At 67.6% G+C, this 22,840-nt stretch carries 24 protein-coding genes and 2 tRNA genes; 16 read left to right on the top strand and 10 right to left on the bottom strand.

Annotation, left to right across the window (positions count from 1 at the left end; genetic code table 11):
* Window positions 1–2: 2 nt before the first annotated feature.
* Complete coding sequence (gene mdeB, locus FVA80_RS16990; RefSeq protein WP_147909749.1) at window positions 3–2,678, bottom strand: alpha-ketoglutarate dehydrogenase; 2,676 nt, start codon at window positions 2,676–2,678, stop codon at window positions 3–5.
* Window positions 2,679–3,079: 401 nt separating this feature from the next.
* Here mdeB and FVA80_RS16985 point away from each other — a divergent pair, with 401 nt between their 5' ends.
* Entirely contained in the window at window positions 3,080–3,568 is a 489-nt protein-coding gene (locus tag FVA80_RS16985; RefSeq protein WP_147909750.1) for an Lrp/AsnC family transcriptional regulator, read from the top strand.
* Between the two features lie 81 nt (window positions 3,569–3,649).
* Here FVA80_RS16985 and FVA80_RS16980 read toward each other — a convergent pair.
* Window positions 3,650–3,725, bottom strand: a tRNA-Ala gene (locus tag FVA80_RS16980).
* Between the two features lie 698 nt (window positions 3,726–4,423).
* Here FVA80_RS16980 and aroA point away from each other — a divergent pair.
* From aroA to FVA80_RS16965, 3 genes are all read left to right on the top strand, one after another.
* Window positions 4,424–5,773, top strand: a complete 1,350-nt coding sequence (aroA, locus tag FVA80_RS16975) for a 3-phosphoshikimate 1-carboxyvinyltransferase (RefSeq protein ID WP_147909751.1) — start codon at window positions 4,424–4,426, stop codon at window positions 5,771–5,773.
* Between the two features lie 4 nt (window positions 5,774–5,777).
* Window positions 5,778–6,416 carry a (d)CMP kinase gene (gene cmk / locus FVA80_RS16970; RefSeq protein ID WP_147909752.1) on the top strand — a complete coding sequence of 213 codons (639 nt, stop codon included), beginning with the start codon at window positions 5,778–5,780 and terminating at the stop codon, window positions 6,414–6,416.
* A 95-nt stretch (window positions 6,417–6,511) separates the two neighbouring features.
* Window positions 6,512–6,587: transfer RNA gene (locus FVA80_RS16965), tRNA-Lys, on the top strand.
* Between the two features lie 187 nt (window positions 6,588–6,774).
* Here the strand turns inward: FVA80_RS16965 and FVA80_RS16960 are convergent.
* Window positions 6,775–7,056: a PilZ domain-containing protein gene (locus FVA80_RS16960; protein WP_147909753.1), complete on the bottom strand. Its 282-nt coding sequence runs from the start codon at window positions 7,054–7,056 to the stop codon at window positions 6,775–6,777.
* Between the two features lie 196 nt (window positions 7,057–7,252).
* A complete protein-coding gene (locus tag FVA80_RS31965; RefSeq protein ID WP_281408650.1) occupies window positions 7,253–7,375 on the bottom strand; it encodes a hypothetical protein in 123 nt (40 codons plus the stop codon).
* A gap of 183 nt (window positions 7,376–7,558) precedes the next feature.
* On the opposite strand from FVA80_RS31965, the gene FVA80_RS16955 reads away from it, so the two are divergent.
* Window positions 7,559–8,584, top strand: coding sequence for a hypothetical protein (locus FVA80_RS16955; protein WP_147909754.1), 1,026 nt, complete (start codon window positions 7,559–7,561; stop codon window positions 8,582–8,584).
* Between the two features lie 9 nt (window positions 8,585–8,593).
* Here the strand turns inward: FVA80_RS16955 and FVA80_RS16950 are convergent, their stop codons facing one another.
* The 3 genes from FVA80_RS16950 to FVA80_RS16940 all read right to left on the bottom strand — a co-directional run bounded on the left by FVA80_RS16950 (window position 8,594) and on the right by FVA80_RS16940 (window position 10,150).
* The gene (locus FVA80_RS16950) at window positions 8,594–8,779 is read right to left on the bottom strand and encodes a hypothetical protein (RefSeq protein ID WP_147853280.1); all 186 of its coding nucleotides are present in this window, start codon (window positions 8,777–8,779) and stop codon (window positions 8,594–8,596) included.
* 87 nt (window positions 8,780–8,866) lie between these two features.
* Window positions 8,867–9,208 (bottom strand): DUF1236 domain-containing protein, encoded by a 342-nt coding sequence (locus FVA80_RS16945; RefSeq protein WP_147853279.1) that lies wholly within the window; start codon window positions 9,206–9,208, stop codon window positions 8,867–8,869.
* 78 nt (window positions 9,209–9,286) lie between these two features.
* On the bottom strand, window positions 9,287–10,150 hold the full coding sequence (locus tag FVA80_RS16940; protein WP_147909755.1) for a formyltransferase family protein: 864 nt from the start codon (window positions 10,148–10,150) through the stop codon (window positions 9,287–9,289).
* A 110-nt stretch (window positions 10,151–10,260) separates the two neighbouring features.
* Between FVA80_RS16940 and FVA80_RS16935 the strand changes: the two genes are divergently transcribed.
* Together FVA80_RS16935 and FVA80_RS16930 are read left to right on the top strand one after the other, a co-directional pair.
* Entirely contained in the window at window positions 10,261–10,995 is a 735-nt protein-coding gene (locus FVA80_RS16935; protein ID WP_147909756.1) for an SDR family oxidoreductase, read from the top strand.
* A gap of 4 nt (window positions 10,996–10,999) precedes the next feature.
* Window positions 11,000–12,592 (top strand): cryptochrome/photolyase family protein, encoded by a 1,593-nt coding sequence (locus tag FVA80_RS16930; protein WP_147909757.1) that lies wholly within the window; start codon window positions 11,000–11,002, stop codon window positions 12,590–12,592.
* Here FVA80_RS16930 and bcsS read toward each other — a convergent pair.
* Entirely contained in the window at window positions 12,559–13,287 is a 729-nt protein-coding gene (gene bcsS, locus FVA80_RS16925) for a cellulose biosynthesis protein BcsS (RefSeq protein WP_147909758.1), read from the bottom strand. The two genes, FVA80_RS16930 and bcsS, sit on opposite strands and share 34 nt — an antisense overlap.
* Window positions 13,288–13,621: 334 nt before the next feature.
* Between bcsS and FVA80_RS16920 the strand changes: the two genes are divergently transcribed.
* Window positions 13,622–14,188 (top strand): exopolysaccharide biosynthesis protein, encoded by a 567-nt coding sequence (locus FVA80_RS16920; protein ID WP_147909759.1) that lies wholly within the window; start codon window positions 13,622–13,624, stop codon window positions 14,186–14,188.
* A 10-nt stretch (window positions 14,189–14,198) separates the two neighbouring features.
* Here the strand turns inward: FVA80_RS16920 and FVA80_RS16915 are convergent, their stop codons facing one another.
* A complete protein-coding gene (locus FVA80_RS16915; protein ID WP_147853274.1) occupies window positions 14,199–14,711 on the bottom strand; it encodes a winged helix DNA-binding protein in 513 nt (170 codons plus the stop codon).
* Between the two features lie 162 nt (window positions 14,712–14,873).
* Window positions 14,874–15,332 carry a DUF6163 family protein gene (locus FVA80_RS16910; protein WP_147909760.1) on the bottom strand — a complete coding sequence of 153 codons (459 nt, stop codon included), beginning with the start codon at window positions 15,330–15,332 and terminating at the stop codon, window positions 14,874–14,876.
* 200 nt (window positions 15,333–15,532) lie between these two features.
* Between FVA80_RS16910 and hemB the strand changes: the two genes are divergently transcribed.
* The 8 genes from hemB to FVA80_RS16870 all read left to right on the top strand — a co-directional run bounded on the left by hemB (window position 15,533) and on the right by FVA80_RS16870 (window position 22,594).
* A complete protein-coding gene (gene hemB, locus FVA80_RS16905) occupies window positions 15,533–16,591 on the top strand; it encodes a porphobilinogen synthase (RefSeq protein ID WP_147909761.1) in 1,059 nt (352 codons plus the stop codon).
* A gap of 35 nt (window positions 16,592–16,626) precedes the next feature.
* Window positions 16,627–16,956: a hypothetical protein gene (locus FVA80_RS16900; protein WP_246691991.1), complete on the top strand. Its 330-nt coding sequence runs from the start codon at window positions 16,627–16,629 to the stop codon at window positions 16,954–16,956.
* A gap of 81 nt (window positions 16,957–17,037) precedes the next feature.
* Window positions 17,038–17,529 (top strand): RDD family protein, encoded by a 492-nt coding sequence (locus tag FVA80_RS16895; protein ID WP_147909763.1) that lies wholly within the window; start codon window positions 17,038–17,040, stop codon window positions 17,527–17,529.
* 124 nt (window positions 17,530–17,653) lie between these two features.
* On the top strand, window positions 17,654–18,400 hold the full coding sequence (locus tag FVA80_RS16890) for an arginyltransferase (protein WP_147909764.1): 747 nt from the start codon (window positions 17,654–17,656) through the stop codon (window positions 18,398–18,400).
* 120 nt (window positions 18,401–18,520) lie between these two features.
* On the top strand, window positions 18,521–19,828 hold the full coding sequence (purB, locus tag FVA80_RS16885) for an adenylosuccinate lyase (RefSeq protein WP_147909765.1): 1,308 nt from the start codon (window positions 18,521–18,523) through the stop codon (window positions 19,826–19,828).
* Between the two features lie 53 nt (window positions 19,829–19,881).
* Entirely contained in the window at window positions 19,882–20,739 is an 858-nt protein-coding gene (locus tag FVA80_RS16880; protein WP_147909766.1) for a D-amino-acid transaminase, read from the top strand.
* 86 nt (window positions 20,740–20,825) lie between these two features.
* Window positions 20,826–21,158 carry a hypothetical protein gene (locus FVA80_RS16875; protein WP_147909768.1) on the top strand — a complete coding sequence of 111 codons (333 nt, stop codon included), beginning with the start codon at window positions 20,826–20,828 and terminating at the stop codon, window positions 21,156–21,158.
* Between the two features lie 143 nt (window positions 21,159–21,301).
* Window positions 21,302–22,594, top strand: coding sequence for an adenylosuccinate synthase (locus FVA80_RS16870; protein WP_147909767.1), 1,293 nt, complete (start codon window positions 21,302–21,304; stop codon window positions 22,592–22,594).
* The last annotated feature ends 246 nt before the right edge of the window (window positions 22,595–22,840 follow it).

The following is a 22,840-nucleotide window of genomic DNA, read 5'->3' as shown; positions in this document are numbered from 1 at the left end:
CGTCAGATCGTCCAGGGCGCCGGCGTGTCCGCGTCGATCCCGTAGCGCCGGATCGCCTCGGCGACCGTGGCGCGCGGCACCGTGCCGGCCTCGGCCAGCGCGTGCAGGGCGGCCACCACCACGTGCTGCCGGTCCACCTCGAAGAAGCGGCGGAGCGCGTTGCGGGTGTCGCTGCGGCCGAATCCGTCGGTGCCGAGCGTCACGAACCGGGCGCCGAGATAGGAGGCGATCAGTTGCGGGTAGGCCCGGACGTAGTCGGTCGCCGCCACGATCGGCGTCGCGCCCGGCAGCAGGGCAGCCACGTGGCTCTTGGGCGCTTCGGCCTCCGGGTGGAGCATCGCCCGGCGCTCGGCCTCTCTCGCGTCGCGTGCGAGCTCGCTGAAGCTGGTGACGCTGAACAGCTCGGCCGCGATCCCCCAATCCTGCGCCAGCAGGGCTGCGGCTGCGATTACCTCGGGCAGGATCGCGCCCGAGCCGATGAGCCGCACCGCCGCAGGGCCGATGTCCGGGCCCCCCAGGCGGTACATCCCCCTCAGGATGCCCTCTTCCGCGCCCGCCGGCATCGACGGCTGGGCGTAGTTCTCGTTCATGGCGGTGAGGTAATAGAAGGCGTCCTCACCCTCTTCCATCATCGCCCGGGCGCCGCGATCGATGATCACCGCCATCTCGTACGCGAAGGCCGGATCGTAGGCCCGGCAGTTCGGGATACCGGCGGCGGCGAGGTGGCTCGACCCGTCCTGGTGCTGCAGGCCCTCGCCGCCGAGCGTCGTGCGGCCGGCCGTGGCGCCGATCAGGAAGCCGCGCGCCCGCTGGTCGGCCGCCGCCCAGATCAGGTCGCCGACGCGCTGGAACCCGAACATCGAGTAGTAGATGTAGAACGGCAGCATCGACAGGCCGTGGACGCTGTAGGCCGTAGCCGCCGCGGTCCAGGACGAGATCGCCCCGGCCTCGGTGATGCCTTCCTCCAGCAACTGACCGTCCCGCGCCTCGCGGTAATACAGCATCGAGCCGGCATCCTCCGGCTCGTAGAGCTGCCCCTCGGGGGCGTAGATCCCCACCTGCCGGAACAGGTTGGCCATGCCGAAGGTGCGCGCCTCGTCGGCGACGATCGGGACGATGCGCGGCCCGAGATCCTTGTGCTTCAGCAGGTTGCCGAACAGGCGGACCACCGCGGTGGTGGTCGACATCTCCTTGCCGGCCGCCTCGAGGGCGAACCCAGCATAGGTCGAGAGCGGCGGCACGGTAACGGTCGGCGCCGTGCGGCGGCGGGCCGGCAGCACGCCGCCCAGCATCTCGCGGCGTTCGCGCAGGTACCGCATCTCGGCGCCGTCCTCGGCCGGCTTGTAGAAGGACAGGCCCTCCACCTGCGCGTCGGTGAGCGGCAGGGCGAAACGGTCGCGGAAGGCGCGGAGCGCATCCACGTCCAGCTTCTTGGCTTGGTGGGCGGTCATGCGCGACTCGCCCGCGCCGCCCATGCCGTAGCCCTTCTTGGTCTTGGCCAGGATCACGGTCGGGCGGCCCTTGGTGGCCTTGGCGGCGGCGAAGGCCGCGTAGAGCTTGCGGAAATCGTGGCCGCCACGCTTCAGCCGGTCCACGTCGGCATCCGACATGTGCGCGACGAGTTCGCGGACCTCCTCGTCCTCCCCGAAGAAGTGGGCGAGGTTGTAGGCGCCGTCCTTGGCACCGAGCGTCTGGTACTTGCCGTCCACGGTGTCGGCGAAGCGGCGCAGCAGGGCGTGGTTGGTATCGCGGGCGAAGATCCCGTCCCACTCGGAGCCCCACAGCACCTTGATGACGTTCCAGCCCGCCCCGCGGAACAGGCTCTCGAGCTCCTGGATGATCTGGCCGTTGCCGCGCACCGGGCCGTCCAGCCGCTGCAGGTTGCAGTTGATCACGAAGGTGAGGTTGTCGAGCTTCTCCCGGGCGGCGAGCGCGAGGCCGCCGATCGATTCCGGCTCGTCCATCTCGCCGTCGCCGAACACGCCCCAGACGTGCCGGGCGGAGGTGTCGGCCAGCCCCCGGTGGCCGAGATAGCGCATGAACCGCGCTTGGTAGACGGCGTGGATCGGGCCGATGCCCATCGAGCCCGTCGGGACCTGCCAGAAATCCGGCATCAACCAGGGATGCGGATAGGAGCACAGGCCGTCGCCGGCGATCTCCTGGCGGTAGTGCTTCAGCTGCTCCTCGGAGAGCCGGCCTTCCAGGAAGGCGCGGGCGTAGACGCCCGGCGCCGAGTGCGGCTGGAAATAGACGAGGTCGCCGTCCGGACCGCCCTTGAAGAAGTGGTTGAACCCGACCTCGAACAGCTCCGCCGCCGAGGCGTAGCTCGCCACGTGCCCGCCGAGCTCGCCGTAGGCCATGTTGGCCCGCACCACCATGGCCAGCGCGTTCCAGCGCATGATCGAGGTGAGCCGTTCCTCGATGTCGAGGTCGCCCGGGTAGCGCGGCTGCTTCTCCAAGGCGATGGTGTTGCGGTAGGGCGAGTAGGGCAGGGCCTCGTCGAGGATGCCGATCTCCTTCGAGCGCCGCTCCAGCCGGTCGAGGATGAACCGCGCCCGGGCCGCGCCCTCAGTGCGAAACAGCGATTCGAGGGCGGCCAGCCAATCCTGGGTCTCAGCCGGATCGTGATCGACCTCGGCGGACCGCGCGATCGTCGTCCTCGGCGGTATGGCGTTCATGGGTGCGGCTCCCGATTTTGATCGGAGCATACGAGCTTCCCGGCGGCGGGATGTGCCGAATTTTTGTCATCGAGGGCCGATGATTGGAATGTTTTGCTCGATATTTGCGTTACGACGGTCAATCGTACCGATTGTGAGCCGCTGAAGTGGCTTCAAGATGAGCGACCCGGTCATTTCGCGGCGCCGCAGGCAAACAGGAACACTGGCAGAGCGAGATCCTGCACCCTCGGCGGCTCCGGCATGACGGGGCGGCGTTTGGGTTTGGGTGCAAGACCCAGGGCGGTCGGACGAACAGAGGATCGAAGGCGCTTGCCCGGCGCGCAGCGGTGCCGCCAAAAAACTTTCCTGCCGTCACGTGCTCAGCGGCATGCTATGCCCGTGGCAAACCGGAGAGCGAAACAATGGCCTCCCGACCGGCCCATCTCGACCCAGCCAGCCTGCGCATCCTCGAACGCCTGCAGCAGGACAGCGAGATCAGCATCGCCGACCTCGCCGAGCAGGTCGGGCTTTCGACCTCGCCGTGCTGGCGCCGGGTCAACGACCTGAAGGAGGCCGGAATCATCCGGGGCTGCGTCGCGGTGGTCGATCCGATGAGCCTCGGGCTCGCGGTGAACGTCTTCGTCCACGTCTCGCTGGAGAAGCAGACCCAGGCGGCCCTCCAGGCCTTCGACGAGGCGGTCCGCAGCCGCCCCGAGGTGATGGAATGCTACCTGATGAGCGGCGAGGCCGACTACATGCTGCGGGTGGTGGTGGAGGATCTCGGCCAGTACCAGCGCCTGGTGCTCGACCACCTCACGCGCATTCCGGGCGTCGCCAACATCCGCTCCAGCTTCGCGCTGGGTCAGGTGAAGTACACCACGGCGCTGCCGCTCGGGCACCTGACGCGGTGAGCCGGCCGTTCGCGGAATAAAGTATTGTCAGATCGGCCAGCGGAGCCGGCCTGAACCGGCGGCGTCACGCTGAAAGGAAAATGGTGGAGCCTAACGGGATCGAACCGATGACCTCTTCCATGCCATGGAAGCGCTCTCCCAGCTGAGCTAAGGCCCCACTTGTCCGCCGCGGTTTGGGTCCCGCAGGGTCTCGCCGACCGGCTGGCGTCCGGCGAGGCCGGTTCTATAGGCGGCTCTTTCCGCGGACTCAACCCCCTTTTTCGGGATTCTTCGTCGAAACGCCGACCGTCTTGGACTCTCCACGGACGCTTCGTGAACTCTTCGAAGTCTGGGCGCCGGAACGGGTCGAGTTTCTTCGTCAGTCTCGAGATCGCTGCCGATCAGACCGCAAGCGTCGTCGCCGGAAGCCTCCTCCCCGACGACGGTGTCGCCCCCGGCCGAATCCCGTCCTGGGCGTCGGCTGGCCGCGCCTCAGGGGTGGCGCCGCGACACGCCTGCTCGCCGCGAGGTATACCGCACCGCATCTCGGGCAGGCGGAAGCTCGCGGGCGCCGTCGTCGAACGTCGCGCCGCCACGCGGGCATTGGCGCGTCATGCCAAGTTCGTGGCGGGCCACGCACTGATACCTCGTCGCCTCCGCTGCCTTTAGAAGTCGCTCCCGGTAGTCGCGGCTCCCGCACCTGTCCATCGCGCTGCAGACCCCGTTTCCGGCGGGACGTCGGGGGAGCGCGACGGATGACGCGGGCCGGTGCGCGTGTTAACCGCGCCGCCAGCTCACGGTCCGATTGCAGCGCCGCGGCGCACCCGCACGACGCGCCGGATCCCGTCCCACCTGAGATTCCCGAACGGACATCCCGTGTCGCACGACTCGCCTCCACAGCCCCTCTCCGCCGCACCGGGCAGTCCGCTCAAGGGGCGCCTGCGTCCCCCGGGCGACAAGTCGATCTCCCACCGGGCCATGATCCTCGGGCTGCTGAGCCAGGGCGAAACCCGGGTCGAGGGCTTGCTCGAAGGTGACGACGTGCTGCGCACCGCCGCCGCCGCGAAGGCGCTGGGCGCCGGGATCGATCGACTCGGCGAGGGGCGCTGGCTCGTGCGCGGCGTCGGCATCGGCGGCCTCACCGACCCAGCCGACGTGCTCGACTTCGGCAATGCCGGCACCGGCTCGCGGCTGATGATGGGTGTGGTCGGCGGCCAGCCGGTCACCGCGACCTTCGACGGCGACGCGTCGCTCCGCTCGCGCCCGATGCGCCGCATCCTCGATCCGCTGACCCGCATGGGCGCGCAGGTCCTGTCCGAGGCCGAGGGCGGGCGCGTGCCGCTGACCCTGCGCGGCCTCAACGAGGCGATTCCGATCACCTACGAGACCCCGGCAGCCTCCGCGCAGATCAAGTCCGCAGTGCTGCTTGCCGGCCTCAACGCCCCCGGCATCACCACGGTGATCGAGGCGGCCGCCACCCGCGACCACACCGAGCGGATGCTGCGCCTGTTCGGCGCCGAGGTCCGCGTCGAGCCGCACGGCCCGGGCGGCCACGGCCGCAAGGTGTCACTCACCGGGCAGCCAACCCTGCGCGGGACCGACGTCGTGGTCCCGGCTGATCCGTCCTCGGCGGCGTTCCCCCTCGTGGCGGCGCTGATCGTGCCCGGATCCGACGTGACGATCGAGGGCGTGATGATGAATCCGCTGCGGACCGGGCTGATCACCACCCTGCTGGAGATGGGCGCGCAGATCGAGCGCGTGGCCGAGCGGGAGGAGGGCGGCGAGACCGTCGCGGACCTGCGTGTGCGCGCGAGCCGCCTCTCTGGGGTCGATGTCCCGGCCGAGCGGGCGCCCGCGATGATCGACGAGTACCCGGTGCTGGCGGTGGCCGCGAGCTTCGCCGAAGGCCGGACCCGGATGAATGGCTTGCACGAATTGCGGGTGAAGGAATCCGACCGGCTCGCTGCCGTCGCGGCGGGCCTTGCCGCTACCGGCGTCCGGCATAGCGTGGAGGGGGACGACCTTGTCGTCGAAGGCGACGGCACGGCAGCGCCCGGAGGCGGCACGGTTGCGACGCATCTCGATCACCGGATCGCCATGGCGTTCCTGGTGATGGGGCTCGCAGCGAAGGCTCCGGTCACGGTGGATGACGGGGCAATGATCGCCACCAGCTTCCCGAGCTTCCTGCCGTCCATGCAGGCCCTCGGCGGCCAGATCGGGGCCTGACATCATGCCGCTCGTCATCGCGATCGATGGACCGGCCGCCTCCGGCAAGGGAACGCTGGCTAAGCGACTGGCCGACCATTACCGGCTGCCGCATCTCGACACCGGGCTCCTCTACCGTGCCGTTGCGCTGTCCATGATCGATTCCGGCCTGTCCCTGGACGATTCGGAGGCCGCGTCCCGGGCGGCCCAGGCCCTCGACGCCGACAGGTTGGATGATCCGCGCCTTCGCGACCGCGCCATGGGCGAGGCGGCCTCGCGGATCTCGGCAGTCCCAGAGGTGCGCGCCGCCCTGCTGGCTTGGCAACGCCGCTTCGCGGCCGATCCTCAGGGCGCCGTGCTGGACGGTCGCGACATCGGCACGGTGGTTTGCCCGATGGCCAGCGTGAAGCTGTTCATCACCGCCTCGTCCCAGGAGCGCGCCCGCCGTCGCCACCTCGAACTCAGCGGACGCGGCGAAGCCGCGACCTTCTCGGCGATCCTGTCCGACATCGAGGCCCGCGACGCCCGCGACGCCTCCCGGGCCGCAGCGCCGCTGCGCATGGCCGACGACGCGGTCCGCTTGGACACCACCACCCTCGACCCGGACGCAGCCTTCGCCGAGGCCCGGAGCATTGTCGAGCGCGCTCGCGGGGACGGCGAATAGGCACCACCCACAACCACGTGTTGACCCCCCGGCCCCGCTCACCTATTGCGAACGCGCCGTCCCCGCGCGGCCGCCGCAGGGCGGTCCCCGGACGCGAGCGCGTAGCTCAGCTGGTAGAGCAACGGACTTTTAATCTGTAGGTCCTGGGTTCGAGTCCCAGCGCGCTCACCATGCAATTCACGATGATGAAGACCCGAATGAGATCGGGCTCCGGCTTGATCCGATCGCGTACGGATGACCAAAGCCGGCAGACGAGAAGTAAATAGTTAGAAAATCAGAAAAATTCTACGTTGTCCTTGTGTGTGCTTATCTTGTGTGCCGCGAAGATTGCGATTCGCAGTTTCGGGCCAATCGGTTCTCACACGCAGAACAGAACCCCGGCCGTCCGCTCTTTCCGCCAGATTAGTTTCACGGCGTAGCGTATTTCGGTATTCGCCAGCACGAGGTCGAACGCCGTCTCCAACGTGACAGCCTGGGAGCCGAGGAATTCCAGCATAGCGCCGCCGTCGGAAAGGTTCTGGATCCGGCAGGGAAAGCGCGATCCGTCGGGGTGCTGCGCGAAGGCCAGGAGCGCCGTTGCCTTGCGGTCGCTGGTGCGTCGCTCGACGAAGCCGCTCGGGGGCCTGGCGGTGCGGGGCATGGCCGAATGACCCTGGAAATCTCGGCCGATATGCCGCGATGTCAGTAAAAATGCGCCGAAAACACTAATGATCGATTGACTATGGTTGTATCTTCACGAAATTAAAGTTCCGGATTGAACCTCCGACGTTGTGCGCGGATCGGCGCACGCCGCCCTCTGTCACGAGCGGCGTGCATCCGGCGATGCGCTGCGGCTGCTACCGACGCTCATCCTTGGGCATTGGCGGTCCTTTGCCCGCCTTGATGAAGCGGCCGACGAACAACCCGACCGGGATCGACAGCAGGAACCAGTTCCGCAGGAATCGCAGCGACTTCGACACAGGTCGCTCTCCTCATCTCGATGTGTTGCGCATCAGATCACGATGCTCTGTGGGACCCAAACGCACGGTCCGACCACCGCGTTCGAGCCAGTTGCCGGAATCATGGCTTTTCCGATGCCGAGCCGGCAGGCTCGGCGCACAACCTCGACGCCCCCAGCACCCACGGGGCCCCGGAGACGATCCATGCGCATCCGCCCCCGCCTCGCAGTCTTGTCATGTCTCGTCTCGGCCGCCTTGCCGGCCACCATCCGCGCCGAGGCGCCCGGCGTCGCGCCCACCCCTGCAGCGCCCCCATCCTGGACCACGGGGCTCTCCCACGATGTCCAGGGCAGCGGCCTGCCGGGCCTCGACGGCGGCCACGCATTCCTGTGGAACCGTCCAGGGGGTTTCGATCCTGCTTCGACGCTGCGGGTCGACCGGCACATCCCGGAGGGGTCGGGAGAGCCGGGCCACACCTACAAGGCGCTGTGGGCGCTGGGCTCGTCGGGCCCGCAGAATGCTGGCTACGAGTGGACGATCACGGGCGAACTGCACAACCGGAGCCTGGCCAGCACCGGAGCGCAGAACGTTGCCGTTAACGGCACGATCTTCAAGGAGCCCAACGGCATCGGTCCGGTGGGGCCGTCCTGGGCCGGAAACTTCAACTGCGTGGACATGACCCAGGAGGCCGACCCGGTCGCCTCCTGCATCGGAGCCGAGATCGACGTTTCCGCGCAATCGCCGACGACGGATCGCAATCGCCAACGGGTCGGCCTTCAGATCTCCACGGGCGGCGTTCCGGGCGCCCACACCGGCTACGGCGTCCTGCTGGGCAACCTCCCCGGCTCGGTGACCGACCGTGGTTTCTCGTTCCAAGGGGAGGGCACCTACGGGATCGGGATCGACACCGCGGCCGGCCGTTTCACCGGTGTGCCGATCCTGCTGGGCGCGGGCCAGTCGATCGCGCTCGACGGCAACCGTGACGGTGCCTTCGCGCGCACCTTAGGCTTCGATGGCCGGGATCTGGTCTACGGGACCGGGAACGGTCCCGTGTTCCGGGTGAGCGATGGGGGACGGGTTCAGGCCGCCTCCGTCCGGGAGACGCCATCGAACCCGCCGCGGAGCAGCCGTGAGACCTGCTCGCCGGGCGATCATGCCTGGGACGAAGCCTTCGAGTATCGCTGCGTCGCCCCCGACCGCTGGAAGCGCGCTGCGCTCAGCGACTGGTGAGTGTGGTGCTCAGGCTCGGCGGAAGGGCAGGATCGCCACAAAGGCGGCAGCCGCGGCGCCGATCACGCGCAGGAGCGCAGAGACCGGACTGTCCGGCGAGATCACCATCCACTCGAACAGCATCGCCCCCGACAGGAGGAGCAGCACCGAGACGAGCAGCGCTTCGCCCGAGACCACGTATGGCTTGGCCTTCATGTATTTCCCCCTGGCGCTTTTCTTGATCGTTCGCACCAGGGTGTTAGCGGATCGGCGACCGGAAGGCGAACCAGCGCCGGTTCAGGCTCAGCGGTCGAAGATGCGTACCACCGCGCGGGTCGCCGGATCCACAACCACGACTTTATCACCGGGGGCCACGAAGTAGCCGTAGCGGCGCAGGCGCGGGTTCTGTGTATCGGTGAACGGCGCAAGTTCGACATCAGCCGGCACGATGGTACCCGGCCGAAGCGGGATCGATCCGACGATCGGGCCCGGGCCGACCGGACGGCGCACGATGTAGTCGCGCACGACGACCTCATCGTCGGGACCGAAATCGTCCTGATCCACGATCACGCCCTGCGCGAAAGCGGATCCGGTGAACAGCGCGGCAAGCCCGAGGGCTGCGGCGAGGCTTGCGCGTGTCGACATGCGAGGCTCCGTGACGTCCAGGACCCGCGGAAACACCGCCCATCACGAATGCGTTCCCGCACGCTACAACGCGCGGCGTCAGCGCCCGACCTGCGCGGCCTCGGCCAACGGCACCGGCGACCAGCGGGTGATCTGCACGTAACCGTCCAGCGCGGCGATCACGACGTGCCGGCGATGGCGGTGCACGACGGTGCCGGGCGTGTGCGGGTGGCGCTCGCGCCAGCCCTGCGCCGCGGCGACGTAGACCCGCGCGTCGCCCAGCCGGGCGATGGTTTCGACGGTACCGAATGCCCTGACCCGGCGCAGGATCGACTCGACATCCTGGCGGAAGTCGAGGGTCCGGTCGCCGTCGGTGGCCCGGGGCCAGTACGACCCGTCGCCCTGAGGCTCGGCACGTCGCCAGCGTGCGGCAAGGTCCTTGCCGATCGGTCCTGACGCGAGACGCCGGGCCGCCATCTGGCACTTCGCGAGCACGGTCTCGTGGGACTCGGCCGATTCGAGGCCGAAGATCTCCTGGGCCAGGATATCGCCGGTGTCGAACCCGTCGGCGAGCACGTGAGCCGTGACACCCCAGGTCTCGTACCGGTCCAGCACCGCGCGAAACAGCGGGTAGGGGCCGCGTCCGGTCGGTAGCGGTGAGGGGTGGATGTTCAATCCGTAGGCAACCCGTCCGCGCCAGCCCTTCACAAGCCAGGGATAGCCGGCGACAACCAAGGCCCAATCCTTGCCATGCTCTGCCTGAAGGGCCTCGATGTCGCGCTCGCGGATACGCGACAGTTGGATCGGCAGGCGCATCGAACGAGCGCGGGCGACCAGCACGTCGTTGTGGTCGTAGACGCCGTCGCAGGGCCGGGTGAACAGCTTGACCGGCTTCCAGCCGGCCTCGACGAGGCCCTCGAACACGCCGCCGAGGAAATCGATGCCGGCGAACGCGAACTTCATGCTTGCCGCCTGCGACCTTGTGCACGTGGAGAGGGTGGGCCGGCCGCCTGCCCGGCAACAGCACCGGCCTTACTTTGTCCGGGTCAGGTTGGGTAGCAAGAGGCCCGTGCGTGCGACAGGTTCTGATCTACGGAGGCACGGGGGGAATTGGCCTGGCGACCGCCCGGGTTCTGCGGGCGCGCGGCTACGCCCTGCATCTCGCGGCCCGGGACGGCGACCGGCTGGCGCAAGTGGCCGACGAACTCGGCGATACGACCTTTACGGCGGGGGACGTCGGCGATCCGGACTTCTTCGCAGCTGCCAGCGAGGCGGCGGGGCCTTGTCTCGCGGGTCTGGTCTACGCGGTCGGCACCATCAACCTGCGGCCGCTCGGACGGCTGACCCGGGCCGATGTGGAGGCCGACTTCCGCTTCAATGCGCTCGGCGCCTTCTCGGCCGTGCAATCCGCCGCAGCCGCACTCAAGTCCGGCGCCGGCGATTCGGGCTCCGGTGTCGTGCTGTTCTCGACGGTGGCCGTGGCACAGGGCTTCCCGGCGCACGCCTCGGTGGCGATGGCCAAGGGTGCCGTCGAGGCGCTCGGCCTGTCGCTTGCGGCCGAACTGGCACCGCAGATCCGGGTCAACGTGGTTGCGCCTTCACTGACCCGGACGCCGTTGGCCGCCGCCATCACCGGAAACGAGACTTTGGCCCAGGGAATCGCCGCCATGCACGCACTCCAGCGTCTGGGGCGGCCGGAGGATATCGCGGCGCTCGCGGCCTTCCTGGTGTCGGACGAGGCCGGCTGGATCACCGGGCAGGTAATCGGGGTCGATGGTGGGCGCGCCAACCTGCGCACGAAGGGCTGACGGGGTGCCGGCGAAGCTCGCTCGGCGGACCGGAGGGGTCTTACGGTTCGTCCTCGGCGATCAGCTGAACCGGCGCGTGTCGAGCCTGCTCGACCTTGATCCCGAACTCGACGTCGTCCTGCTCGTCGAGGTGCGGGACGAGGCGACCTATGTCCGCCACCACAAGCAGAAGATCGCCTTCCTGTTCGCCGCCATGCGCCATTTCGCGGCCGAACTGGAGGCCGAGGGTATCGCAGTCGACTACGTCCGCCTGACTGATCCCGGCAACACCGGCAGCTTCACGGGCGAGCTGGAGCGGGCTGTCGCTCATCATGCACCCGATACCGTCGTCGTCACCGAACCCGGTGAGTGGCGGGTCTGGGAGATGATGCAGGACTGGCGCGAGACGCTGCCCGTCCCGGTGGAGATCCGATCCGACAACCGCTTCCTGTGCCCGCGGGCGGATTTCGACCGCTGGGCCGAGGGGCGTCATCATCTGCGGATGGAGACCTTCTACCGCGGCATACGGCGTCGGACCGGACTCCTCATGGATGGTGGCGAGCCAGTCGGCGGTCGCTGGAACTTTGATCCTGATAACCGTAAGCGCCTACCGAAAGGGCACCAGCTGCCGGACCGGATCGGGTTCCAGCCCGATGCGACCACCCGGGATGCCATCGCGCTGGTGGAGCGTGAGTTCGCCGGCCATTTCGGCGATCTCGCGGCCTTTTCCTGGCCGGTAACGCGGGCCGACGCGCTGGCCGCCCTCAAGCACTTCATCGAACAATGCTTGCCCACCTTCGGCGATTACCAGGATGCCATGAAGGCCGGTGCGCCGTACCTCTACCACGCGCTGCTCTCGCCGCCGCTCAACGCTGGACTGTTGACCCCGGAGGAAGTCTGCTGGGCCGCCGAGCGCGCCTATCGGGACGGCACTGCGCCGCTCAACTGCGTCGAGGGGTTCATCCGGCAGATCCTCGGGTGGCGGGAATATGTCCGCGGCGTCTACTGGGCGCGGATGCCCGAGTATCGGGAGACCAATGCACTGGATGCTGGAAGGAACCTCCCGTGGTTTTATTGGTCGGGTGAGACGAAGCTGAATTGCATCGCCAATGTGGTCGCCGATACCCGGCGCCACGCCTACGCCCATCACATCCAACGCCTGATGGTGACCGGAAACTTTGCCCTGATCGCAGGCCTGGATCCGGCACAGGTCGAGGAATGGTACCTGATCGTGTTCGCCGATGCCTACGAATGGGTCGAGCTGCCCAACGTGCACGGCATGGTGCTGTGGGCCGATGGGGGCGTGATGGGCTCGAAGCCTTACGCGGCCTCAGGCGCCTATATCGACCGGATGTCGGACTACTGCACGGGTTGCGCCTACGACGTGAAGGTCAAGGCGGGGCCGGACGCCTGCCCATTCAACTACCTGTACTGGAATTTCCTGATCGAGAACGCGGATACGCTTTCCGGGAACCCGCGCATGACGATGCCGTATCGGACCCTCCGGGCCATGAGCGACCAGCGCCGGGCCGAGATCCGTGCGGATGCGGGCCGTTTCCTCGGCGCCCTCGAATCCGAGCGCGCTCACCAGGGCGACCAGACCGCCAACGCCACGTAGGGTGAGGCGCTTCGCCGGGCCGTCTCGGTTTGGAGACCGGCCGACACACGGAAGCTGTAGCGGGCGATGGCGAAATCGGTTGCGTGCAAGCCGAGATTCCATTTCCGATAGCCCGTCTCGTCTCCGTAGACGCTGATTTCAGGGCCGAGATAAGCACCGCCTATCCGATAGCCCCAGGCCAGCCGTGTCCATAAACTGTCGCGCGTCGAGCCGGCGACAGCGGTCGCCTGCAGGAGCGTATTGTCCGTCGGGCGTGCCCAGATTTCGGCGTGTAGGCGCAAGCCATACGCGGCTGGCGAGACCGCCACGGCGCGCCCGTCGGCCAGCATCTCCATCGAGCCTTCAGGCCCCGCGAAGATTGCGGCCGTTCCCCAATCGAAGAACCATTGGTAACCCAGCACCGCGGCCGCGTTGAACGCGTAGCGCGTGCGCGGAAGGCCGAAATCGCCGCGTTCGCGTTGCAGGCCGCTTCCGACGCTCGCGAGTATGACGAAGCCGTCCTGATCGAGGGGGCCGAGCCCGAGCTTCGCGCCGATGGTCAGGAACGTCGCAGCGCCGGCGTCGAGGCTGCCGAACAGAAGCGCATCGATCTCTCCGCCGCATGCCGGAGAAGCCTGCGCAAAGAAAAGAAAAGCCGCAAGGGCGGGTCCGAGCCGTCTGTTCCGGCTTATTACGAAGGCTTTGCTCCTGCACACGGATCCGTCCTGTGTGGAGAGCCTTATACCTACAGGCAAACGACGTAGAAAGCCGCTCTACTCATCGTAGGTTCACTGGAAAATTACCTGAAGCTGCGCCAACGTGCTGTCCGAGATCTGCGCCGATTCGAAAATATGCTTTGATTGACTTAAGATATGCTTCAGGGTGAATCGGGCTGACCTCAGGTAGGGATCTCCGGCCGGGCGCCCACGATAAATTCGTGCGGCAGCCCCGCGCTTGGCCTGCCGGGTGATCTCGGCTAGAGCCCGCGCCAGGACAGCGAAGGTTGGCGGATCCTTGACTGCCGGTTCACGAACGTCGGACGTCCTCACTGTGCTGGCGAGCCAGGAGGGGGAGCGCCTTACCGTGGGCGACATCGTCGCGGTCCTGCGGGATCGCGCCTTCGCGCTGCTCGTGGTGCTGCTCGGCTTGCCGAACTGCTTGCCGATGCCGCCGCCGATCCCGCTGATCTGCGGGCTCCTGCTGCTGCTTGTGGCGGTTCAGATCGCGGCCGGCATGTCGGCGCCGTGGCTGCCCCGGATCCTGCTCGGCCGATCGATCGCGCTCACCGATGTAAGGCGCGCCGTCACCCGGGCGGTGCCGATCCTACGGCGTCTGGAGCGCTGGTCGCGTCCCCGCGTCAGCGTGTTCGAGACCGCGCTGGGCATGCGCGGGATGGGGATCGCCCTGTTGGCGCTGGCGCTGGCGCTGATCGTGGCCGCACCGATCGTCGGGCAGATCCCTCTGGGGCTCGCCGTCTGCCTCGTGGGCCTCGGCCTCGTCGAGCGCGACGGCCTTGTCGTCATGGGCGGATTGGTGATCGGCCTCTTCGGCGTCGCCATCAATGCGGGCTTCGCCTACGCGGTCATCGCCGGGATCGTCAGCCTCCTGAACCTTTAAGCCGCACGGATCAGAGCCGGTAACGGATCTGGTCGGTCCAGAAACGCTCGAGGCGGCCCAGAGCCGTATTCAGCCGGCCGAAGTCGTCGTCCGAAATGCCTCCGATCGGCGCGATCGTGCGGGCATGCTTGTCGTAGAGCCCCTGGATGATCTCGTGGACCTGCTGGCCCTTCTCGGTCAGGCTGATCCGGACCGAACGACGGTCGGTCTTCGAGCGGGCGTGGTGCAGGTAGCCGGCCTCGACGAGCTTCTTGACGTTGTAGGAGACGTTGGAGCCGAGATAGTAGCCCTTCGTCCGCAATTCGCTCGCGGTCAACTCCTTGTCGCCGATGTTGTACAGGAGCAGCGCCTGGACGCTGTTGACGTCTTCCCGGCCGCGGCGCTCGAACTCGTCCTTGATCACGTCCAGCAGCCGGCGGTGCAGCCGCTCGACCAAGTGAAGCGCCTCCAAGTAGGAGCCCTTGGCGGACGGGGTCTCCTCGGGGGCCTCGCTCTTCGCGACACGGGCGCTCTGGGTCTTCATCGTCTGCCTCACCGTCTGATGCCGCGGCGCCCGTTCGATGCGGTGCCGCTGATGATGGCTAAGCTACGTACCGGGAATGAAAGGCGATTTAAGCGACAGGATGAATTCCCGATTTACTCTTCGCGGTAAAGACAAACTGAAGCGAAGATCAGAACGCTTCGTTCACCGTGCTTCCTGGGCGGCCAGCCAGGACAGCATGAAGTACATCAGCACGACGGTGAGGCCGAATACGAGCAACGGCACCGGCATCGGCACAAGTTGCGGGGTCAACACCGCCAGCGTCATCGCGGATGTCACGGCCAGCAACCAGATCACGCCGCCCCACGCGCTCGTCAGCCACAGGCCGATGGCGGCCGACGCGTCCACCACGGCGAAGTAGACGATCGCGGCCTGGCGGCCGAACGGCTCGATCTCGAAGGGGCGCGACTCTGGCATGACGTCGAGGATCGTCGCCCAGGACGCGATGCTCTTGGCCAGCCAGAACAACGCGGTGATCCGCATGAACCAGACGAGGACCGTATCCCATGTCCCGGGAGCGGGCCCCGGCGCGCGCTCGATCCGGTCGGTGGGCGTATCGCCCGGCCGAACACCCTTGCGCCGGATCGGGAAGGAGGCGGGCACTACGGCGTGTCCGTGGGTGAGAAAAGCCAATGCATCGTCGGGGGCCGCGATTGATGGGGGATGCGCTGGGTTGAATCGGTTCCGGCGCCCTGCGTCAACGGTCTGATTTCACCGTGCTCGGAGGGTGTGCTAGTCCGACAGCCCCAGCGCCGATGCGCCGCGCGACCCACGCTTCACCGCGCGCACGATACCGAAGCCGCATGTCAGACACCTTGCCAGAGCCGCGCCCGATCGCCCTGGAGGCCGCTCGCGAGAGCGCGCGTCCGGACGTGCTGAAGATCACGCAGCGCCCGCGCCGCAACCGAAAGGCGGAGTGGTCGCGGCGGTTGGTGCGTGAGCATACGCTCACGGTCGACGACCTGATCTGGCCGATGTTCGTGATCGAGGGCGAGGGCCGGCGAGAGCCGATCGCCTCGATGCCAGGGGTCGAGCGGCTCTCCGTGGACGAGATCGTACGCGACGCGGAACGTGCGGCGCGGCTCGGCATCCCGGCGGTGTCGTTCTTCCCCTACACCGAGGTCGCGCTGCGCGATCCGACCGGCTCCGAGGCGCTCAACGCCAACAATTTGGTCTGCCGCGCGGTGCGGGCCGTGAAGCGGGCGGTGCCCGAAATCGGCGTGATGACCGACGTGGCGCTCGATCCCTATACCAGCCACGGCCACGACGGGCTGATGAAGGACGGCGCGATCCTGAACGACGAAACGGTGGCGATCCTGGTGGAGCAGAGCCTGATCCAGGCCGAGGCCGGCACCGACATCATCGCCCCTTCTGACATGATGGACGGGCGCGTCGGCGCGATCCGGGCCGGGCTCGACAAGGCCGGTTTCCTCGACGTGCAGATCATGGCCTACGCGGCCAAGTATGCGAGCGCATTCTACGGGCCATTCCGCGATGCGATCGGCACCCAGGCAGCGCTGGTGGGCGACAAGCGCACCTATCAGATGGACCCGGGCAACTCTGCGGAGGCTCTTCACGAGGTCAGGCTCGATCTCGCAGAGGGAGCCGACTCGGTGATGGTGAAGCCGGGGCTGCCCTATCTCGACATCATCCGGCGGGTACGGGACGAGTTCCAGGTTCCGACCTTCGCGTATCAGGTGTCCGGCGAGTACGCGATGATCGAGGCGGCGGCCCGCAACGGCTGGCTCGATGGTGACCGCGCGATGGTGGAGGCTCTCCTCGCTTTCAAGCGCGCCGGTGCCGATGGGGTTTTGACCTACCACGCGCCCCGGGTCGCAGAGCGCCTGCGCACCATCCGGTGAGGCATGGGCGCCGCTGGCTCCTCGGAGCGGCGGTGGTGGCGGGTTTCCTAGGGGGGCTCGCGGCCTGCCAGGACACGCTCCGCCAGGAACGCGTCGCGACCTGCCGGCGTGCTCTCCCGGCTGTGGCGCCGCAGCCCGGCATCCGGTTGCTGCGCGCCGCGCCGGGGCCAGCCGCGGATACTGTCCGGGTCGATTATGCCGAGGGCAACCGTCAGCATTGGCTGACTTGCCGCTTCGATGCTGGCGCGACGCTCATCGCGCTGGCCACCGAGGGGAGCAGCCTGTCCGGTTCTTCGCTCTACCTGCTGAAGCGGTTCTACCTCGACACGCCGGACGCGGAGGCCGATGATCCGGCGCAGCGCTGAACGCACGCGCATCCGCTCTTGCGGCGGTCGCTTTCCGCACCCACGTTTCGATCGGCCGCCTCGCTTGCAGGACGCGACACCATGCAGAATCCCCAACCCGGTTATGCCGAGCAGCGCTACGAGGCCCCCGGCTACGCGGCTTCGCTGCCCATCCCGTTCGTGCGTGCCAGCCTCGGGGCCCGCACCGTCGCGTACCTCCTCGATATCCTGTTCATCTTCGGCTTCACCGCCCTGTTGACGCTGTTGATCACGGTCGTCGGCGTGGTGACCTTCGGGCTCGGCTGGACCTTGTTTGCGGTGCTTCCGGCGAGCGGCGTGATCTACAGCGCCATCACGGTGGGAGGAGCCAAGCAGAGCACCATCGGGCAGCGCCTGATGGGCCTCCGGGTTGTCGCCCCCGAGCGCGGCGGCCCCGTGGACTTCATCAGCGCGGCTGTCCACGCGCTGCTGTTCTACGTTGCGGTCTCGACCTTCCTTCTGTGGTGCCTCGATGTCGCATTCGGCCTGATGCGCGCCGATCGACGCCTGGGCCACGACCTGCTGCTCGGCCTGGCCGTCGTCCACGACCGCTGAGATCCCGTAGGCGCGACGAAATTCTCATGCGGCGAGCGGCCGGGGGCATTGAGCCCGGCCGCGTCGCCTGTACATTGGTACGCCGGCGCCGCAAGGACCACCCGGTGCAGGGCCAAGACCAAGCGTGACGAGTCACCCGCGCGACACTCCGCAATTCTACCTGACCGCGCCTTCGCCGTGCCCGTACCTTCCGGGCCAGGAGGAGCGAAAGGTGTTCACGCATCTGGTCGGGCGCCGTGCCCGGGACCTCAACGAGATCCTGACCCAGGGTGGCTTCCGCCGCTCGCAGACCATCGCGTATCGCCCGGCCTGCGAGACCTGCCGCGGCTGCATCTCGGTGCGGGTGGTGGTGGATGACTTTCAGCCGACCGCTAGCCAGAAGCGGATCCTGGCGCGCAACGACGACTGGATCGGCGCGCCGGAACCGAATCGCCCAGCCTCGGAGCAGTACGCTCTGTTCCGCCGTTACCTCGACGCCCGCCACGGCGATGGCGGCATGGTCGACATGACGGTGCTCGACTACGCCATGATGATCGAGGACAGCCACGTCGACACGCATCTGGTTTCGTACCGGCGGCGTGGTCCGGACACGGCGATTACCGGCCGCGGGTTCGGCCCGCCGCTCGCCTACAGCCTCACCGACGTCCTCGCGGACGGCCTGTCGATGGTCTACTCGTTCTACGATCCGGAGGAGGCCGGGCGCTCGCCGGGCACCTACATGATCCTCGACCACATCCAGCGCGCCCGTCGCCTCGGGCTGCCGTATCTCTACCTCGGCTATTGGGTCGAGGGCTCGCGCAAGATGGATTACAAATCCCGGTTTCGCCCGCAGGAGCGCCTGATGGGACAGGGCTGGGTCCGCGTGCCCTGACCGGGATCGACATCAAACGGCATGCTCTCGCGTGGCGCTGGCCTGCGTGGACCGCATTGAGCGGCCGGGCCGCCGCATGCTACCGGCCACGCACGAACTCCGGACCGTGCCGAGGCCCCCATGATCCCCCGTTACAGCCGCCCGACGATGACGGCGATCTGGTCGCCCGAGAGTCGCTTCAAGATCTGGTTCGAGATCGAGGCCCATGCCACCACGGCGCTGGCCGAGATCGGTGTCGTGCCGAAGGCGGCGGCGGAGACGATCTGGGCCAAGGGCAAGGATGCGGCGTTCGACGTGGCCCGCATCGACGAGATCGAGGCGGTGACGAAGCACGACGTCATCGCGTTCCTCACCCACCTCGCCGAAATCGTCGGCCCGGAGGCGCGCTTCGTCCACCAGGGCATGACCTCGTCGGACGTGCTCGACACCTGTCTCAACGTCCAGCTCGTGCGTGCCGCCGACATCCTGATCGCCGATGTCGACGCGCTGCTGGCGGCCCTGAAAAGCCGGGCGCTGGAGCACAAGCTCACCCCCACCATCGGCCGCTCACACGGCATCCATGCCGAGCCGGTGACCTTCGGCCTCAAGCTCGCACAGGCCTATGCCGAGTTCGAGCGCAACCGCCATCGCCTGGTCGCAGCCCGCGAGGAGGTCGCCACCTGTGCGATCTCGGGCGCGGTCGGCACCTTCGCCAACATCGATCCGCGGGTTGAGCAATACGTCGCCGAGAAGATGGGCCTGACCGCCGAGCCGGTCTCGACCCAGGTCATCCCGCGCGACCGCCACGCGATGTTCTTCGCGACGCTGGGCGTCGTCGCCTCGTCACTCGAGCGCTTGGCCATCGAGATCCGCCACCTGCAGCGCACCGAGGTGCTCGAAGCGGAGGAGTTCTTCTCCGAAGGTCAAAAGGGATCTTCGGCGATGCCGCACAAGCGCAACCCGGTGCTCACCGAGAATATCACCGGCCTCGCCCGGATGGTCCGGGGCTACGTCGTCCCAGCCATGGAGAACGTGGCGCTCTGGCACGAGCGCGACATCTCGCATTCCTCCGTGGAGCGGATGATCGGCCCGGATGCTACGGTGACCCTCGATTTCGCGCTGGCCCGCATGACCGGGGTGATCGAGAAGCTGCTGATCTACCCGGCCAACATGCAGAAGAACCTCGACCGCCTTGGCGGCTTGGTCCACTCGCAGCGGGTGCTGCTGGCGCTCACCCAGGCCGGCGTGTCCCGCGAAGATTCATACCGGCTGGTCCAGCGCAACGCGATGCCGGTCTGGCGCGGGGAGGGCGACTTCCTGGCTCTGCTGAAAGCGGATGCCGAGGTGACGGCGGCGCTGACGCCCGAGCAGATCGAGGAATGCTTCGACCTCGGCTATCACTTTAAGCACGTCGACACGATCTTCGCGCGCGTCTTCGGCGCAGCCTGAAAACCGCTGCACGAATCCTGCTTGGGCCCGTGACGAACACAGGAAGGCAATCCGTGACCGCTCCCCGCATCGTCTACCTCAACGGCGTATTCCTTCCTTTCGAGGAGGCGCGCGTACCGATCATGGACCGTGGCTTCCTGTTCGCGGACGGAATCTACGAGGTCTCGGCGATTATCGACGGCAAGCTCGTCGACAACGCCGCGCATCTCGCCCGCCTGGATCGCTCGCTCGGCGAGATCGGCATCCGCAACCCGCACGACGCGGCCGGATGGGAGAAGCTGCAGACCGAGCTCGTCGCGCGCAACGGCGTCCGCGAGGGGCTCGTCTACATGCAGGTCACCCGCGGTGTCGCCGAGCGCGACTTCGCCTTCCCGAAGGCCGGGACAGAGCCGACCGTGATGATGTTCACGCAGGCCAAGACCGTCCTGGCCAACCCGCTCGCCGAGACCGGCGCCCGGGTCATCACCGTCGAGGACCTGCGTTGGAAGCGGCGGGACATCAAGTCGGTCGCCCTGCTGGCGCAGGTTCTCGCCAAGCAGCAGGCCGCCGAGGCCGGTGTCGCCGAGGCCTGGATGGTCGAGGATGGCGCCGTGACCGAAGGCTCGTCGTCCACAGCGTTCATCGTGAGCCGCGAGCGCGTGCTCGTCACGCGGCCGCTCTCGACGGCGCTGCTGCCGGGCATCACCCGGGCCTGCGTGTTGAAGCTCGCCGGGGAGGCTGACCTCAAGGTCGAGGAGCGGTTGTTCTCGGTCGCCGAGGCCTACGACGCCCAGGAGGCGTTCTACACCAGCGCCTCAGCCTTCGTGATGCCGGTGGTCGAGATCGACGGCCGGTCGATCGGCGAGAGCGGCCCCGGTCCGCTGACCCAGCGCCTGCGCGAACTTTATATCGAAGCCGCGCGTCAGGGTTGAGTGGCCCGGGCCACGCAGCAACCAGGAACGGATCCGACACAAGTCTGTTGCTCTCGGAACTCGTGTTCCAAGAGAGGAGACCAACCTTGTCGCGGAAAATCCTGCTCGCCGCTTTTGCGGCGGCCCTGTTTGCTGTTCCCGCCTATGCCCAGAACCCGGATGCGCCGCTGAAAGGGCGCGATACCGATCCGGCCCTGCCGCCATCGACCCAGACGCCACCGGATCGCGTCCGCCCCAGCGCCGACGCGCCACCCAAGGATCAGTCGCTCAGCGACAAGCTCCAGAAGAACGACGGTGTGATCAAGCCGCCGGAGTCCGGCACCACCGGCACCGTGGTGAAGCCGGACGAGACCGGTTCGATGCCGGTGATCAAGCCGCAGGAACTCCCCGGCCGGAACTCCGGCACCGAGGCGAAATAAGCGCGTTCCGCGGAGCGTGCGGGCTGCCATGTGGCAGCCTTGCTTGATTTCGCCGCGCGGATCGCGGAAACGGCTCACGACGTACGCAGCCCGCACCCGTGGGCTGCTCCGTCCCGGTTTCCGTCGCGGGTAAGCAGGCAGGCATGGCCAACGTCGTCGTTGTAGGCGCCCAGTGGGGTGACGAGGGCAAGGGCAAGATCGTCGACTGGCTCTCCGAGCAAGCCGACATCGTCGTCCGGTTCCAGGGCGGCCACAACGCCGGCCACACGCTCGTCATCGACGGGGTGACGTACAAGCTGGCGCTCCTGCCATCCGGGGTCGTGCGCGGCGGCAAGCTCTCGGTGATCGGCAACGGGGTCGTGGTCGATCCCTGGCACCTCGTGGACGAAATCGAGCGCATCAAGGCGCAGGGCGTCGAGGTTTCGCCTGCTTCGCTGCGGATTGCCGACAACGCCACGCTGATCCTGCCGCTCCACCGCGAACTTGATCATTTCCGTGAGACTGCCAACGCCGGCCTGAAGATCGGAACCACGAAGCGCGGCATCGGGCCCGCTTACGAGGACAAGGTCGGCCGCCGCGCGATCCGGGTGGTCGATCTGGCCGATATCGATGCGCTGCCGGCCAAGATCGAGCGGGTTCTGACCCACCACAACGCGCTTCGGCGCGGCCTCGGCATCGAGGAGGTGAACGCCGAAGCGCTGCTCGCCGAACTCACCGCGATCGCGCCCAAAATCCTGCCCTTCGCAGACACCGTCTGGTCGCTCCTCGACGACCAGCGTCGGGCCGGCAAGCGCATCCTGTTCGAGGGCGCGCAGGGCGCGCTGCTCGACGTCGATCACGGCACCTACCCCTTCGTCACCTCCTCGAACATCGTGGCCGCTCAGGCGGCGACGGGGTCCGGCCTCGGCCCGGGCGCGATCGGCTACGTGCTCGGCATCGCCAAGGCCTACACGACCCGGGTCGGCGAGGGGCCGTTTCCCACCGAGCTGCATGACGAGATCGGCGAGACCATCGGTGCCCGTGGCCGCGAGTTCGGCGTCAATACGGGCCGCAAGCGCCGCTGCGGCTGGTTCGACGCGGTCCTGGTGCGCCAGACGGTTCGGACCTCCGGCATCCATGGCATCGCGCTCACCAAGCTCGATATCCTCGACGGGTTCGACGAGATCCGCGTCTGCACCAGCTACAAGCTCGACGGGCAGACGATCGACCACCTGCCGGCGAGCCAAGCCGCGCAGGCCCGGGTCGAGCCGGTCTACGAGACCATTCCGGGCTGGTCGGAGACGACTGCGGGCGCGAGATCCTGGGCAGATCTGCCGGCGCAGGCCATCAAGTATGTCCGCCGGATCGAAGAGCTGATCGGGGCGCCGGTGGCGCTGCTGTCGACGTCGCCCGAGCGTGACGATACCATTCTGATGCAGAATCCCTTCGAGGATTGAGGCCTGAAGCCCTATCCCGTTGATGACGCACCTTTTCTGCTGTTCGGCATGTATCCAGCCCGCGTCCGCTTGATCTAGAACCAGCCTATGGCGGGCGTCGGTCTCATGGATCGACCGCCCGATACGATATCGGAGGAACCGACTCGCGGGTGCCGATCCGCGCGGCGGGCAGACATCACCGGCCGGCGGCCGATCCCGATCGTCGGTTCGGGAACGAACGTCGGTCCTCGGCCATCGACCGGTCCT

Source organism: Methylobacterium sp. WL1 (assembly GCF_008000895.1).
Lineage (GTDB): Bacteria > Pseudomonadota > Alphaproteobacteria > Rhizobiales > Beijerinckiaceae > Methylobacterium.
Note: the sequence above shows the minus strand (reverse complement) of the source record. Positions and strands in the feature narration are given on the sequence as shown.